Genomic DNA, 16295 nt, shown 5'->3' with positions numbered 1-16295 from the left:
AGCCCTATTCGTCATTCCGGCGCGCGCGCAAGCGCGAACAGAGATTCAGTCGCATCGAAACATGTTCTTTCGGATCGTGCCGTGGACACCCCAATTGGCATCGACCACCTGGGTGACGCCGAAATCGGCGCCGACCGACATCAGCGAGATCGCCTCGTCCTCGCTGAGGCGATGCACGGTCATCAGGAAACGGCGAAGTTTTCTGAACGCATCGCGCATCGCACGGTCGAGACTACTGTGATTGGCGATCTCCGTTTGCGCGTCGGAGCCGAGCGCGGCGAGATAGTTCGGATAGGTGAAGCCGTAGAACGACCAGGCGTGGTCGGTCTCGAGCATGGGATGGTCGAGGCCTTCGAGGCTGGTGCCGGCAAGGTCGGCCTTCTTGTGCAGGATGAATTCGAAATCGCCGGTCAGCGAGGTCTCTATCGCGGTGCCACCGAGCTCGCTGTCGCCTTGCGCGGCATGGGGATCGCCGACAGAAAAATAGGCGCCGGGGACGGCAACCGGATAGAACATTCGCGCGCCCTTGCCGATGCGCCAGTCATCGATATTGCCGCCGGTATAGCTCGGCGGAATCGAGCTGACGAAATCGGCTTCCGACGGCGCAAGGCCCATGGTGCCGAAGTGCAATCGTGCGGGCACTTTCACGCTGGAGAGGATGTTCTCGCGTTTCCTGATGGTGGCGTGATCGACGCGGACGCCGGGATAGTCGATGGTCGGATGCACGATGCCGTCAGGATCGGTCTGCGGCGTCCAGACGTAATTGTAGACGGCCTTTGCAAAGGGCTCGCCGGAGGTGTCGAGCTCGAAGATGGTGATGACCTCGCGTGGCTTCGGCTCCTCGATCAGGTCGTGATAGTGAAAGCCCCAGTTGGCGGCGACATTGGAGCCGAAGCAGCGGCCGGCATGGCAAGCACTGCAGCTCGGCCGCGGCCTGATATCGAGGATGCGCACCTCCAGAATGTCGCCGGGCTCGGCGCCCTCGATCGCGACAGGGCCGGTGAGCAAATGCACGCCGATCCCCTCGCCTGCGCCGCGAATGAAGGGGCCCTCGACCGGGCCTGAGCCGCGGCGCGCGACCGCCTTGTGCTCGCGCGTCCACTGGAACACGCTCTCGGCGCCTGGATCGCCCTGGATCATGCGCTCATAGTCGTCGTTGGCATGATGGGTCAGCGTCTCGATGGTGGCGCGATCCCCGGAGCGCAGCGTCAGGGCCGGCGTGACTGTCTTGGAGAAATAGCCCCAATGGACCGTTTTCGGCGAAACCGGGAGCGTGACATGCTTCATGAGGTGGCCTCGTAGGGAGTCTTGAGCTTGTGGAGGCGCCGCTCATCGCACCGTCTCCAGCGTCTTGTCGGCTTCCATCACACTGAGGAAACGCGCCGTCAGCGGATTGCGGGGATTGGAGAGCACCTCGTGCGCGGGCCCCTCCTCGATGATCGCACCGCCGCTCAGGAAAGCGACGCGGTCGGCGACCTCGTCGGCGAAGCGGATCTGGTGTGTCGAGATGATCATGGTGAGGCCGTCGTCGATGGCGAGGCGGCGGATCACCTCCAGCACCTCGTTGACCAATTCGGGATCGAGCGCGGAGGTCGGCTCGTCCAGCAGCAACACACTTGGATTGGGTGCGAGCGCGCGGGCGATGGCAACGCGCTGCTGCTGGCCGCCGGAGAGATGCCGCGGCAGCGCATCGGCGCGATGCGAGAGGCCAACGCGGTCGAGCAGCTCGGTGGCGCGGCGATCGGCATCGATCCGGGTCATGCCATGGACCCAGCGCAATGGGCCCGCGATGTTCTCCTTCGCCGACAGATGAGCGAACAAATTGAACTGCTGGAACACCATGCCGACGCCGACACTGGCGCGCTCGTTGGCGATGGCGCGCGGCGACAGTGGCTTGCCGTCTTCGCCAAAGCCAAGGCGGCGGCCGCCGACGCGCACGGTGCCGGCGTCCCAGTTTTCGAGATGGTTGATGCAGCGGAGCAGCGTGCTCTTGCCTGAGCCGCTCGGCCCGAGCAGTGCGACAACCTCGCCGACCCGCACCGTGAGGTCGAGGCCGTGGAGCACTTTCTGCGGGGCGTAGCTCTTGGTGAGATCCTTGACCTCGACCGCGATGTTGTTGCGCGCGATGGTCGCGGCGCGGCGGGCGCGCTCCTCACGGGTCAAGGCCAGCGGCGGCGTGTCGGTCAACTCTGCTGGTGCGCGCCCGGGATCGGCGACGGTCGCATCGGCGAGTTCGAGCCTGGCGACGAGATCGACGCGGCGCCACGGCAGATAATCGACGAGCTTGCGCTCGCGGCCCTTGGCACGGTCGAGATCGAGCAACCATTCGATGAAGAGCTGGATGACGCTGATGGTCGCGGTCAGCACCAGATAGAGCAGACCCGAAGCGAAGAAGATCGAGAAGAAGTCGAAGGTCGAGGACGCCAGCTGGGTCGAGCGCAAGGTCAGCTCCTGCACCGCGACGACGGAGGCGAGCGAGGAATTTTTCAGCGCGCTCACCGCCTCGTTGCCGAAGGCCGGGATCATGGTGCGGATGGCCTGCGGCGCGATGACCCTGCGCATCAGCACTGACGGCGTCATGCCGAGCGCCTGCCCCGCAGTCAGCTGCCCGCGGTCGACGCCGAGTACGCCGGCCCGCAGCATCTCCGCGATGAACGGCGCCTCGTTGCAGGCGAGCGCGAGACCGGCGGCCAGCACCGCCGGCAGCTTGATGCCGATATGCGGCAGCGCGTCGTAGGCGAACACCATTTGCAGGATCAGCGGCGTGCCGCGGAAGATCACGGTGTAGGCCCTGGCGATCCCCGAGAGGAGCCAAAAGCGCGAGAGCTGCATGCCGGCGAGGATCAGTCCGAGGATCAATCCACCGCCGAGCCCGAGGGCAGTCACCTCCAGGGTGAGCTCGATGCCCTCGAGCAGATACGGCATGCTCAGATAGTGGAGGAACAGCGACATCAGTCAGCCGTCAGAATGTCCGGCTCCTTGAAGTTGTTCACATCGAGCCCATGCTTCTTCAGAAGCTCCATATGCGTGCCGGCCTTCTGCACCTCGATGAGGGCGGCGAGCACGGCGTCGCGGAATTTCGGCTTGTCCTTGGGAACGGCGATGCCGACCGAATATGGGATCGTCACCGCGATCGCCTTCTCCAGCTTGTCCGGATAGGCCTTCACCGCGCTGTCGACGGTGTTGACGTCGTTGACATAGGTGTCGGCACGGCCGGCGAGGATCGCCTGGATGCAGTTGGCGTTGTTGTCGTAGAGCTGGATGGTCGGCTCCGCCTTGCCGGCCTTCTTGCACTCCGGGATCAAGGCCTGAATCAGGGGCACCTCGACATAGCCGGTGTTCTCGGCGGCAGCCGCGCCGCACATCGACATGTTGATGCCGTTGATGCCCTTCGGATTGCCCTTGGCGACCAGCACGCCGTCGAACACTTTCGAATAGGTGATGAAGTCGGCCGCCTTGGCACGCTCCTTGGTGGCGTAGATGTCGGAGATCACGATGTCGGCCTGGCCGGCCGCGAGCGTGGTCAGGAGTGCCGCAAACACTACGGGCTTGTAGGTCAGCTTGAAGCCGAGGCATTCGCCGATGGCTTCACCGAGATCGATATCGAATCCGATGTACTTGCTGGGGTCCTTGGGATCGATCGTCTCATAGCCCGGCGTGTGCGGGTTGATGGCGTTGACGAGCGTCTTGCCCTTCCAGTCCGGGTACTTCTCCTGGAGCGTGGCGCAGGCGGCGGGCGCAGCGGCCTGCGCGCTCAGCGGCGCGGCGACGACGAGGCCGAAAGCGATGGCGGCACCGAGCATGAGCTTGCGCTGTGGCAATGATGCGCGCGCCGTTCCCCGCCGCGCCTGGGGCCAAACCGATTTCTCCATCTCGCCAGTTCCTCCGAAATGTCATGGCGCCTGCCATGGTCCAGTGATCGGAGAGGAAGCGTGCGGGAGCGCGGCGCGAAAAGCTTGTCCGCGGGCGTACAAAAAATTGGATGGAGCGCGCCCGACATTTGGGCAAACGGCTGCCCAAAAACTGTTCGCAGGCCACAGCGGCGCGGGTAGGGATTCCGAATTCGGGATAGACACATCATCTCCGCCGACGCAGCGATTTGCGCGATCGGCGCATCATTCGGTGAACCTGTTTGACAGAGATACGACATCGCCGATTGAGATCTGACGCCGAACCGAAGCATCCACGTCCGGCATCCGCAGCAAATTCACTGGTCTTCCACAGCATATCCACAGGCCGACCATGGCGGATTCGCGAGCCCCTGCGAGGCACTTGCTGCGCACAAACCCACAAGCAGGGCGGTTCAGCCACCCTGATCGAAGACGGAGCGCAGGCCTCGCTCAGATTCGACCGGTTATGCCGCAGCAGACGGTGATGGCGCGGACGTTGGGAACTTCGCCCGCGCAAAGCCGATAGACATCGGGCGCACAGGCCCGGCGCTGCTCGGCCGTTCCCTGCGCGTGGGCGACGGAAGCAAATAGCGTCAGGAACAGCCCGACCGTCGAGGCGCGACGCGCCCGGCTCTTCACACCTGCAGACCGTAAGAACCTCGCCTGCATGACCAATCTCCTCTCTGCCCTGCCCGCCTCCCGGCTTTCTCGGCCGGTCTCGTGCAGAGGGGTAGGAGAAAAAAATTGCGCGGAATGTGATCCCTTTCACACGGGGGACGGCCGGACGGAACGTAGCGTTTCTCAGGGGATTATTTGGAAATCGCTAACCAATCGAACCCAGATCGCCGGGTCGTTAAAATGCGAACGATCGGCTCAATCGGGTAACAAACCGGCTTTGCGACATTGCGCCATCCGCGTTTTGCGAGGATGCGATGAGAAGCGAAGCCGAATTCAACTTGCTGCTGGATGCCGTCCGGAACGCCATGGTCATTGAAGATTTCGCTTCCGCTCCGGAGCAGGAATTCGTGCCGCGCTCGGGGAACTTTGACGCGATGTCCAGGACAGCCCCGATGGCCGCCAACGACAATGATGGTGCCTGGCCTCTCCTGCCATTTCCCGACGGCTGGTACGCGGCCGGCTAAGGCCTGCTTTCACCGCGACCCGAACCGCCCGCCTCGCGGGCGTGTTGCCGCGCGGCCTGCGCCGGAACCCGGCCCGGCAATGGTCAATTTTTGACGCGATCCTCGCCATCCTGCGGCGCCCGGTCCGGTGGGGCCGATGGAAAGATACTGTCGTAGATCGCGCGGGCCTCACGAATGAGGCGGGCTCGCTCCAGCTCGGATTTCGGGACAAATCGGACGATGTCGCCCACTTGTGGCTCCAGTGCTCGGGGTGACGAGATGCTTCACTTCGCAGATGCGAACACTATGCCAACGGGCTGAATCGCGGGTTTCCGGCAAGCCCCGGGCAAACCCGGTGGCCGCGCCATCCTGCACCTCGCGGAGCGCCGCGCGCCGCATCGGCGGAACCGACGCAAGGTAAAATTGTGCTGGGAAATCAGAGTATTGTGATGGAGGCCACGACCAGAATTGAACTGGTGTACACGGTTTTGCAGACCGTTGCGTAACCACTCCGCCACGTGGCCCCGTAAGGGCGGACCAATATAGGGGATCAATGGCTTAGGCAACTGCCTTCGTCTGAGTTTGGCTCGTAGCCCCCGGCGCGGTCGTTATGATCGCAACCGCTCAGATGATGCCGGCCGAAGTCAGGCTCGTTTGCGACGACGGAAGTCACGCCGGCCCTTCGGGGCGGGTTTGGGCGCCAATTCCGGCATATCGGCCTGGACCTCGCGGTAGCGTGTCAGCAGTCGTTCAAAACTGGCATGCAGGGTCTCGGCGATGTCGGGACGTCGCTCGAGGCCGGCGAGAACCGTCGCCGCGGCCTCTATGGTCGAGAGCCCGTCGCGGCGCGGCTCGCGGCGCAGGCGCCCATAGCGCGAGGGATGCGCCGGGTTGAGGATCACGCGCTGGCATTTGAGCATCCAGGGATTGCGCCACCACAGCGCCTTGGCCTGGCTCCAGGTGCCGTCGAGCAGCACGACCCCTTCGAGCTTGCTGAGGATCGCGCGCTGGTTCTCCGCGATCTCACCCTTGCGGTTGAGCGCGATGACCTCGCCTTCGGCTTCGAGATCGGCGGCGCGCGCCGAGCCGAGATAGAGCACGGCCCAGCGCGCGGCATTCTCGACCGGCCGTCCCAGCGCCTTGGACAGGCTCGGCCAGGACAGACCGACGCGCACCGTGGCATCGGCGAAATGCCTGGCCAGCAGGCGCGCGGTGCCGAGCGCCCTGTCCTGCTCCTGCGGATGCTGCAGGATCAGGAGCGACAGCCGATTTTCGATCGGCGTAACGCTGTCGCAGATGCACAGCGGCATCGGCTTCTGGCAATGCGGGCACTCGGGAATCGGATCGGCGGCGGCCGTATCGGGCGGGTTCGACATGGGCGCGGCTATACGCTTGAAGCGGGGCTTCAACAACCTATTCCGCGGGCGCAGGCACTGGACGCGGTTCGGACCGCCGCCGCAGGCGGTCGATCAAGAGATAGATCACGGGCGTGGTGTAGAGTGTCAGGATCTGCGAAACGAACAGGCCCCCGATGATGGTGATGCCGAGCGGACGGCGCAGCTCCGTACCGGGGCCGGTCGCCACCACGAGCGGAATGCCGGCGAACAGTGCCGCCATGGTCGTCATCAGGATCGGGCGGAAGCGCGCCTGGCAAGCCTCGAAGATCGCCTCCGCCGAGGACAGGCCGCGTCGGCGCTCGGCGTCGAGCGCGAAATCCACCATCATGATGCCGTTCTTCTTGACGATACCGATCAAGAGGATGATGCCGACGAAGGCGATCACCGTCAGCGGCGTGTCGGTGAGCTGCAGGGCGAGCAGCGCACCGAGCCCGGCCGAAGGCAGCGTCGAGATGATCGTGAGCGGATGGGCGAGGCTCTCGTAGAGCACCCCTAACACAATGTACATCGCCACCAGCGCACCGAGGATCAGAAGCGGCTGGCGGCCGCTGGTCCTGGCGAAGTCGCCGGCATTGCCGTCGAAGCTGCCGCGGATGCCTTCGGGCATGTGCAGCTCCTCCACCGCCCGCTGGATGTTTTGCGTCGCCGCCTGGAGCTGCACGTTCGGCAGGAGGTTGAACGACACCGTGGTCGAGGGAAACGATTGCGAGTGATAGACCGCGAGCGCGGCAAGGCCGCGCGTGGCGTACACCACGGCCGATAGCGGCACCTGCGCGTCGCCCGCGCCGGCGACATAGATGCGATCGAGGTTGGCGGGATCGACCTGGAATTTCGGATCGATCTCCAGCACGGTCATGTACTGGTTGCGCTGGGTGTAGATGATCGAGATCTGGCGCTGCGAGAAGGCGTTGTTCAGCGCGTTGTCGATGTCCTGAACCCTGACGCCGAGCGCCGAGGCCTTCTGCCGATCGATCGCGAGCGTGAGCTGAAGGCCGCCTGGGTCGCGGTCGCTGGAGATGTCGGTGATGCCTTCGACACTCTCCATCCGCTTGGCCACGATCGGCGCCCACTTCTGCAGCAGTCCGAGATCGGTGCTGGTCAGCGTGTACTGGTAGTCGGAATCGCTCTGCCGGCCGCCGGCACGGACGTCCTGGGCGGCGAACATGAAGAGGCGGATGCCGGGCACGGGGTACAGCGCGCGCCTCAGGCGGTCGATCACGGTCTGCGTCGAGACGTGGTCGCGCTCCTCCGGCGGCTTCAGGCTGATGTACATGACGCCGCGGTTCGAGGTCGCCCCCCCCGGCCCGCCGCCGGCGCCGACGGTCGAACCGATGCCCGCCACGGCCGGATCCTGCATGACGATGTCGGCGAGCCGCTGCTGGAGGCCAAGCATCGACTGGAACGAGATGTCGGCCGAGGCCCGCGTCGCTCCGATGACGAAGCCGGAATCGTCGGTCGGGAAATAGCCCTTGGGAACCTTGATGTAGAGCGTCACGGTGAGACCGATGGTGGCGAAGAACACCAGCAGCGTTGCCAGCGGATAGTCCAGCACGGTACGCAGCGTTCGGGCGTAGAAGGCGACGATGCGCGACAGCGAGCCCTCGATCAGCCGATCGAACAGGGTGGCCGTGCCGGACGTGGTCTGCCGGATGTAATGGGCGCAGATCATCGGCGTGACCGTGAGCGACACCAGCGTCGACACCAGAATGGCGAACGTCAACGTCAGCGAGAATTCCCGCAGCAGGCGGCCGACGATGCCGTCCATGAAGATCAGCGGCGTGAACGCCGCGACCAGCGACAGGCTGATCGAGACCACCGTGAAGCCGATCTGCTTCGCGCCCTCCTGCGCCGCCCGAAACGGTCGCATGCCGTGCTCGAGATTGCGATACATGTTCTCGATCATGACGATGGCATCGTCGACCACGAAGCCGACGGAAATCGCGAGCGCCATCAGCGACAGATTGTCGATCGAGAAGCCCGCCACCCACATGCCGGCGCAGGTGCCGGCCAGCGCCAACGGCACCGAGATGCCGGCCGCGATCGTCGGCGTCAACCGCCGCAGGAACACGAACACCACGAGCATCACCAGGACCGCGGTCGCAAGCAATGTCCATTGCATGTCCAGCACGCTGGCGCGAATCGTGCCGGTGCGGTCGACCAGGGTCGAGATCTCGACTCCGGCGGGAATCCACTGCTTCAGCTGGGGAACCAGCGCCTTCACCCTGTCGACGGTATCGATGACGTTGGCGTCGCCCTGCTTGGTGATCTGGATCAGCACCGCCGGCTGCTTGTTGAACCAGGCGATCGACCGCGCGTTGCGGACGGAATCCTCGATGTCGGCGACGTCGGATAGCCGCACGAAATTGCCGTTGGAGCTCTTGATGACGATGTCGCGGAATTCTTTCGCCGTGCGCATCTGCCGATTGAGCGCCAGCGTCTCGCTCTGGCGCTCGCCGTTGAAGATGCCGACGGGACCCAGCGGGTTGGCGTTGACGATCGCGGTCCGGACGTCGTCGGTGGCGATGCCGGCATTCGAAAGCGCGACCGGATTGAGCTGGACCCGCACCGCTGGCTGGTCGGCTCCGGACACCGTGACGTCGCCGACACCCGGAACCTGCGAGATGCGCTGCGCCAGCACCGTGTCGGCGACGTCATAAATCGCGCTGGCCGACAGCGTCTTCGAGGTCAACGCCAGCACGAAGACGGGCGCGCCGGCCGTGTTGGCCTTGCGGAAGCGCGGCAGCGTCGGCAGGTCGCTCGGCAGATCGACCATCGCGGCATTGATCGCCGCCTGCACGTCGCGCGCGGCCTTGTCGATGCTGCGGCCGATGTCGAACTGGAGCTGGATGCTGGTGTTGCCGAGCGTCGAGGTCGAGGTGATCTGGTTGATGCCGGCGATCTCCCCTAGCCGCCGCTCCAATGGAGACGCCACCGTCGCCGCCATCACCGACGGGTCGGCGCCGGGCCGGCTGGCCGAGACGAAGATGGCGGGGAAGTCGACGTTCGGGACCGAGGCGACGGGAAGGAACTCGTAGGCGACCACACCCAGCAGGAACAATCCGATCGACAGCAGCGTGGTGGCGACCGGGCGGCGGATGAAGGGCTCCGAGATCGACGCCATCACTGCATCCCCTCGGTCGCGCCCGCGACCGGCGGGCCACCGGATTCAGCCGGCGGCAGCGCCTGCTCGAGGCGGCGGTTGATGCGGTCGAGCGCGAGATAGATCACGGGCGTCGTATAGAGCGTCAGCAGCTGGCTCAGCAGTAGGCCGCCGATGATGGAGATGCCGAGCGGAAAGCGCAGCTCGGCGCCGGTGCCGCTCTCGATCGCGAGCGGCAGCGCGCCGAACAACGCCGCCAGCGTCGTCATCATGATCGGGCGGAAGCGCAAGAGGCAGGCCTGCACGATGGCTTCGTCGGGCGACATGCCCTGCCCGCGCTCGGCCTCGAGCGCGAAATCGATCATCATGATCGCGTTCTTCTTGACAATGCCCATCAGGAGAATGATGCCGATCAGGCCGATCACCGAGAGGTCCTGCCCGCACAGCACCAGCGCCAGGATGGCGCCGACGCCGGCCGAAGGCAGCGTCGACAGGATCGTGATCGGGTGGATGTAGCTCTCGTAGAGCACGCCGAGCACGATATAGATCGTGATCACGGCGGCAAGCAGCAGCCAGGGCTGCCCGGCGAGCGCCTTGGCGAATTCGGCGGCGTCGCCGGCATAGACGCCGACGATGCTGTTGGGCATGCCGATCCGGGTCTCGATTGTCTTCACAGCCTCGACCGCATCGCCGAGCGCGGCGCCCGGCGCGAGGTTGAAGCTGAGCGATACGGAGGGGAATTGCGCCTGGTGCGAGATCGCGAGCGGCGCAGTGGTGCGCTTCAGTGTCGCCACGGCCGACAGCGGCACCTGGGCGCTCGGCGCTCCGGCGACGGTGCTCGCCGCGCCCGGCAGATAGAGCTTCGAGAGGATCGAGGGATCGCGCTGGTACATCGGCAGCGCCTCCAGCACCACGCGGTACTGGTTGGCCTGGCCGTAAATGGTCGAGATCTGGCGCTGCGCGAACGCGTCGTTGAGCGTATCGGTAATTCCTTGCAGGCTCACGCCGAGCTGGCCCGCGCGGGTGCGATCGACGTCGAGCTGCGCCCGCAGGCCGCCTTCCTGCGCCTCGGAGGAGACGTCGCGGAACAAGGGATCGCGCCGCATCTCAGTAACCAGCTTGCGCGCCCATTCCGACACCAGCGTCGCATCGGTCCCGGTCAGCGTGTACTGGTATTGCGAGCGGCTCGACTGGGTCGAGATCTGCACGTCCTGCACCGGCTGGAAATAGACGGTCATTCCGGGGATACCCGCCACCCTCTCCTTCAACCGAGTGATGACGACCGCGACATCGTCGCGCCGCTCGCCGCGCGGCCTTAAGCTCATGACGAGCCGGCCGACATTGGTGGTCGGATTGACTGAGCCTGCCCCGATCACCGAGACCACGCCGACGACATCAGGGTCGGCCTTAATGGCGTCGGCCGCCTCGGCCTGCCGCCTCTGCATCTCCGCAAACGACACGTCTGCTCCGGCCTCCGTGACTGCCGTGATCGAGGCGGTGTCCTGCAGCGGCAGGAAGCCTTTTGGCGCGACGACATAAAGGACCAGGGTTGCGATCAGGGTGACGAAAGTCACGACCAGCGTCGCGCGCTGGCGCTCCAGCACCCACAGCAGCGAGCGATGATAGGCCTCGACGGTGCGGTCGATGAAGCGACTGACGGCGGCAAGTCCCGGCACCGCCAGCTCCTCATGGGCGTGCTTGAGCAGGCGTGAACACATCATCGGCGTCAGCGTCAGCGAGACCACGGCCGAGGTCACGACCGCAATGGTCAAGGTCAGCGCGAATTCGCGGAACATGCGCCCGACGAGGCCCGACATGAACAACAGCGGGATGAACACCGCGATCAGCGAGACCGTCAGCGAGATCACGGTGAAGCCGATTTCGCTGGCGCCCTTGAGCGAGGCCTCCATCGCGCCATCGCCGTTCTCCATGTGGCGCACGATGTTCTCGATCATGACGATGGCGTCGTCGACCACGAAGCCGGTGCCGATCGTCAGCGCCATCAGCGACAGATTGTCGAGACTGAACCCGGCGAAATACATGATGCCGAAGCTCGTGATCAGGGACAGCGGCAGTGCCACGCCCGCGATTATGGTCGCGCGCAGCGAACGCAGGAACAGCAGCACCACCAGGGTCACCAGCACGACCGCAAGGACCAGCGTGAACTGCACGTCGCGCACCGAGGCTCGGATGGTGACGGTGCGGTCGGAGACGATGGTCAGGTTCACACCGGCCGGGATCGCGCGCTGCACTTTGGGGATTTCGGCGCGGATCTGCCTGACGACGTCGATCACGTTGGCGCCGGGCTGGCGCTGGATGTCGATGATGACGGCCGGCGTGCCCTGGTACCAGCCGCCGGTGCGGTCGTTCTCCAGCCCGTCAACGATGTGCGCGACGTCGGCGATGGTGACCGGCGAGCCGTTGCGATAGGCGATGATGACGGGCTTGTAGGCGTCGGCCGCGGCGATCTGGTCATTGGCCGCGATGATGTAGGATTGCTGCGCGCCGTCGAGCGAGCCTTTCGGCCCCGAGACATTGGCATTGGCGATGGCGGTGCGCAGATCTTCCATCGCAATGCCGTAGGCGGCGAGCCGCGCCAGGTCAGCCTGGATGCGCACGGCCGGTTTCAATCCGCCGAGCACCGAGACCCGTCCGACACCGGAAATCTGGCTCAAACGTTGCGCCAGTATGGTGTCGGCAATGTCGCTCATCGCCCGCAGCGAGATCGTGTCCGAGCGCAGCGCCAGCGTCATGACAGGCGCGTCTGCCGGGTTCACCTTGGCGTAGGTCGGCGGATAAGGCAGCGTCTTGGGCAGCACGCCGGCTGCGGCGTTGATCGCGGCCTGCACGTCCTGCGTCGCGCCATCGATGTCGCGGTTGAGGTCGAACTGGAGCGAGATCTGGCTGACGCCGAACGAGCTCGTCGAGTTCATCGCCGACAGCGACGGGATCTGCCCGAGCTGCCGCTCCAGCGGCGCGGTGATCAGCGAGGCGATCACGTCGGGGCTCGCGCCCGGCAGCTGCGTCGTCACCTGCACGGTCGGGAAATCGACCTGCGGCAGCGCCGAGACTGGCAGCGCGAAATAGCCCAGCAGCCCGCCGATCAGAAGCGCGATGCCGAGCAGCGAGGTTGCGATCGGCCGGCGGATGAAGGGTTCGGAGACACCCATGGGATCTGCCTGCCGCTTCAGGCGGCTGTTGACGGGATCATGGCTGCTTGGCTCCAGATCCCGATGCCCCCGGCCCCGGTGCCGGCCCGGTCTGTCCCTTCTGGTCGCCCTCGCTGCTCTTGCGCTTGGCGCGGAACTCGCCGTCCTTGCCTTGTCCGTCCTTCTGCCCTTCGTTCTGACTCTCCTTGGCGCCATCCTTCCTCTGGGCGTCAGGCCCGCGCGAGCGCTTGCGTGGGGCGAGATCAGCCGACGGGGTCTGGTCGTCACGGCCGACGATCACCTTGGAGCCGTCGGACAGATTGGCAAAGCCCGTGGTGACGACCCTGTCGTTCGCCGACAGGCCGCTGGCGATCACGGCGTCATGCTCGTTCTGCTGGGTCACCGTCACGGGCTTGGCCGAGACAATGTTGTCCCCGCCGATGACGTAACTGAAAGTCCCGATCGGGCCGCGCTGCACCGCAGAGGTCGGCACCACCAACGCCTGGGTCAACGTCTCGACCTTGAGGCGGACATTGACGAACTGGCCGGGCCAGAGCTGGTAATTGGCGTTGGGGAATTCTGCCTTGAGCTTGAGCGTGCCGGTGGTCTGGTCGACCTGGTTGTCGATGCCGGTGAGCTTGCCGGTGTCGATCACGGTGATGCCGTCATTGCCGAACACGTCGACTGCGAGCGGGCCCTTCGCCGCGGCCGCATTGACGCGCATGATCTGTTGCTGCGGCAGGCTGAACCACACCGCGATCGGCTGCAATTGCGTGATCACCACAAGGCCCGTGGTGTCGGAAGCATGGATAATGTTGCCCTGGTCGACCTGGCGCAAGCCGGCGCGCCCCGAGATCGGCGCCACGATCTTGGTGTAGCTCAGCGTCGCCGCCGCGTTGTCGATCGCGGCCTGATCGGCCTTGACCAGCGCCTCGGTCTGCGCGACCAGCGCGCGCTGGGTGTCGGCCTGCTGCTTGGAGCCGGCGTTGGAGGCAGCAAGCTGCTCGTAGCGTGTCAGGTCGATGCGCTGGTTGGCGAGCTGAGCCTGATCCTGCGCCTTCTTGGCGACCGCTTGGTCGTAAGTGGCCTGATAGAGTGCGGGATCGATCTCGCCGAGCACGTCGCCCTTCTTGACGTCCTGGCCTTCCGTGAAGTTCACCGCGATCAGCTTGCCATCGACCTGCGAGCGCACGGTCACGGTGTTGAGCGCGCGGATCGCGCCGACACCGTCGAGATAGACCGGAACGTCCTGCACCCGCGGGCTCGCCGCCAGCACGGGCACCGGCAGATCGAGCCGCTGATTGTTGCGATTGTTGGCCTGCTGCTGATGCGTGACGGTCCAGCCGAGATAACCGAGTCCGCCGAGGATCGCGAGCGTGACCAGGGTCATGATGAAACCGCGGCCGCGCGACCTTTTCGCCGTCCCCTCCTCCGCAGCTTGCTTACCATCCGGCTTAAAGAGCATTGACCGGTTTCTCCATTCGCGGCTCCCAGCCGCCGCCGAGGGCCTGATAGAGGCTGACGATGGCGAGCAGGCGGGCCAGTTGCGCCTGTGACAGCGCGTCTTCCGCCTGGAACAGGGTCAGTTGAGTGTTGAGCACGGTCACGATGTCGGCGGTGCCGGCCCGCAATTGCTGCTCGGACAGATCGAAGGCGCGGCGCGAGGCGGCGACGACGTCGCGCTGCAATTGCAGCTTGATCGTGGTCTGCTTGATCGAGAACAGCGCATTGTCGACGTCGGCGAAGGCCTGCACGATGGTCTTGCGGTAGGTCTGGAGCAGCTCGTCCTGCCGCGCCTTGGCCAATTCGAAATTGCCAAGGATCTTGCCACCGTCGAAGATCGGTTGCGTGGCGCTGCCGACGAGCTGGAAGAACGCCGCATGCGGCTGGAACAGCGAGACCAGCGCCGAGCTCTGATAGCCGCCATTGCCGGTCAGCTGGATGGTCGGAAAGAACTGGGCCCGGGCATTGCCGATGTTGGCGGTCGCAGACGCAAGCTGCGCCTCCTGGCGGCGGATATCCGGCCGCTGCGTCAGCAGCTCCGACGGCAGGCCGGACGTCACGCGCGGGGTCGCGATCCGGTCGAGGGAGCCGCCCTGCACGCGCACGCTCTCCGGCGGACGCGAGACCAGCACGGCGAGCGCGTTGACATTCTGGTCCAGCGTCTGGCGCAGCGGCGGCACCAAGGCCTTCTGATTGGCAAGAACGCTCTCCTGCTGGGCGACGTCGAGATCCGTGCCGGTGCCGGCCTTGCGCCGCTCCCTCACGGCATCGAGGATGCGCTGCGCGCTCGCGATGTTGCGCTGTGAGGTCCTGATGCGGTCCTGCGAGGCCAGCACCTGGAAATAGGCGTTGGCGACGGCCGCCAGCGTCGTCAGCGCGACGGTGTCGCGATCGAAACGGTTGGCGTTCGCCGTCTCCTCGGCCGATTGCAGCGCGTCGCGGTTCTGGCCCCAGAAGTCGAGCTGATAGCTCGCGCTCAGCGAAGCCGAATAATTGACGACCTCGCGGCCGCCGATGGACAGGCCGGACGCGCTCGAGCCCGAGGTGCGCGAATAGGTTTCCGACCCGCCCGTCGACACGCTCGGCAGCAGCGCCGCGCCCGCCTGCCGTGCCTGGGCGTCGGCCTGGACGATGCGCGCAACGGCGGCGGCGATGTCGAGGTTGACGGTCTGGGCCTCTTCCATCAGCTGGGTCAGCTCCGCGGAGCGAAAGCCGCGCCACCAATCCAATGACGGTGGCGCATCGCCCTTGCCGCCGTATTTGTACTGCGTGGGAACGTCCAGGGCGGGATCGGGAAGGTCCTGGGTCAGCACGCAAGCACCCGAGGCGGCAGCGAAGCTCAGCACCGCAAGCCAGCGGGCCGCACGCAACGCCCGGGATGCAGCACCTTCGGACCGCCGCATGGCGATCGCCGGAACATCCTGTGTCACATCCACCCCCCGCCGGGCAGATCATGCCGCCGCGCAACCGGATTAACCGATTCGCGGCGGGACGGTCGGGAGGCTTTGGACAACTCGTTCACAGGGGTGATGCTTTCTGCGGAACCTCGACATCGATACTAGCCGGGCGGTGAACTGCCGGACAGTCCCGCAGTTGCGAGATGGTCATGCCAACGCGCCGGAAACAACCCGGAAAAAATGCAAAAAATGCCTGTCCTGCAGTGACTTCTCTCATTCCCAAAACCGGAGAAGGCGCGATCAAGCTTACCAAGATTTCATGTGATATTGCTGCCACACCGGCACCTGAGCCTTTCCATCCGGCCGTGCCCTTGTCCACCGCACGGCGTCGGTTCAGTTTCGCGATCCAACCGAGCCAGGTCTCAAGGCCGTCAATGGCCGAAAAGGATGCTTGCTTCTGGAGGGAGATATGACTTCGGCCATCCAAGCGCCATCCACAGCCTCGATGGCCGCTCGTTTCGCCATTGGAAGAAAGCGATCGTGAAATGGCTGGCGGCGACCGTCATCTTCCGTGCTGCGACGGAGTTCAGCCATTTCCGCCTATAGCTGTCCCGCCGCGCGCCCAAGTCCATCATCGGAGCTCGCACCGCTCGAGAAAATCCATTGACTGGACAGGCGTTTCAGCCGGTTTCGCCGCAGCGCAAAAGCCTTCCCCTTTGGTCTTCCAAGCACTAGGTT

10 protein-coding genes, 1 tRNA gene and 1 pseudogene are annotated in these 16295 nt (G+C 65.2%); 1 reads left to right on the top strand and 11 read right to left on the bottom strand.

The genetic code is table 11. From position 1 onward, the window contains the following. Positions 1 to 45 precede the first annotated feature (45 nt). The 4 genes and pseudogenes from X268_RS14800 to X268_RS14785 all read right to left on the bottom strand — a co-directional run bounded on the left by X268_RS14800 (position 46) and on the right by X268_RS14785 (position 4559). On the bottom strand, positions 46 to 1287 hold the full coding sequence (locus tag X268_RS14800; RefSeq protein WP_128925636.1) for an acetamidase/formamidase family protein: 1242 nt from the start codon (positions 1285 to 1287) through the stop codon (positions 46 to 48). 42 nt (positions 1288 to 1329) lie between these two features. Continuing rightward, positions 1330 to 2952: an amino acid ABC transporter permease/ATP-binding protein gene (locus X268_RS14795; protein ID WP_128925635.1), complete on the bottom strand. Its 1623-nt coding sequence runs from the start codon at positions 2950 to 2952 to the stop codon at positions 1330 to 1332. Next, on the bottom strand, positions 2952 to 3872 hold the full coding sequence (locus tag X268_RS14790; protein WP_128925634.1) for an ABC transporter substrate-binding protein: 921 nt from the start codon (positions 3870 to 3872) through the stop codon (positions 2952 to 2954). Before X268_RS14790 ends, X268_RS14795 begins: the two co-directional genes overlap by 1 nt. 431 nt (positions 3873 to 4303) lie before the next feature. Next, a pseudogene (locus tag X268_RS14785) lies at positions 4304 to 4559 on the bottom strand (hypothetical protein). A gap of 263 nt (positions 4560 to 4822) precedes the next feature. Between X268_RS14785 and X268_RS14780 the strand changes: the two are divergent. Beyond that, a complete protein-coding gene (locus tag X268_RS14780; protein ID WP_128925633.1) occupies positions 4823 to 5032 on the top strand; it encodes a hypothetical protein in 210 nt (69 codons plus the stop codon). A gap of 83 nt (positions 5033 to 5115) precedes the next feature. Here the strand turns inward: X268_RS14780 and X268_RS39440 are convergent, their stop codons facing one another. From X268_RS39440 to X268_RS14750, 7 genes are all read right to left on the bottom strand, one after another. Beyond that, positions 5116 to 5262, bottom strand: a complete 147-nt coding sequence (locus tag X268_RS39440) for a hypothetical protein (RefSeq protein WP_164937738.1) — start codon at positions 5260 to 5262, stop codon at positions 5116 to 5118. 199 nt (positions 5263 to 5461) lie between these two features. Continuing rightward, positions 5462 to 5535 (bottom strand) — tRNA-Cys (locus tag X268_RS14775). A gap of 120 nt (positions 5536 to 5655) precedes the next feature. Next, positions 5656 to 6387 (bottom strand): tRNA-uridine aminocarboxypropyltransferase, encoded by a 732-nt coding sequence (locus X268_RS14770; protein WP_128925632.1) that lies wholly within the window; start codon positions 6385 to 6387, stop codon positions 5656 to 5658. A gap of 37 nt (positions 6388 to 6424) precedes the next feature. After that, positions 6425 to 9529 carry an efflux RND transporter permease subunit gene (locus tag X268_RS14765; protein WP_128925631.1) on the bottom strand — a complete coding sequence of 1035 codons (3105 nt, stop codon included), beginning with the start codon at positions 9527 to 9529 and terminating at the stop codon, positions 6425 to 6427. Beyond that, positions 9529 to 12678 (bottom strand): efflux RND transporter permease subunit, encoded by a 3150-nt coding sequence (locus X268_RS14760; RefSeq protein WP_128925630.1) that lies wholly within the window; start codon positions 12676 to 12678, stop codon positions 9529 to 9531. The genes X268_RS14765 and X268_RS14760 overlap by 1 nt, the downstream gene beginning before the upstream one ends. Before the next feature lie 37 nt (positions 12679 to 12715). Beyond that, on the bottom strand, positions 12716 to 14122 hold the full coding sequence (locus X268_RS14755) for an efflux RND transporter periplasmic adaptor subunit (RefSeq protein WP_128925629.1): 1407 nt from the start codon (positions 14120 to 14122) through the stop codon (positions 12716 to 12718). Beyond that, entirely contained in the window at positions 14112 to 15596 is a 1485-nt protein-coding gene (locus X268_RS14750) for an efflux transporter outer membrane subunit (RefSeq protein ID WP_128925628.1), read from the bottom strand. Before X268_RS14750 ends, X268_RS14755 begins: the two co-directional genes overlap by 11 nt. Positions 15597 to 16295: the final 699 nt, after the last annotated feature.

The sequence above is a fragment of the Bradyrhizobium guangxiense genome, from assembly GCF_004114915.1.
Classification (GTDB): Bacteria; Pseudomonadota; Alphaproteobacteria; order Rhizobiales; family Xanthobacteraceae; genus Bradyrhizobium; species Bradyrhizobium guangxiense.
The sequence above is the reverse complement of the archived record's forward strand: the minus strand, read 5'-3'. Positions and strand labels throughout refer to the sequence as shown.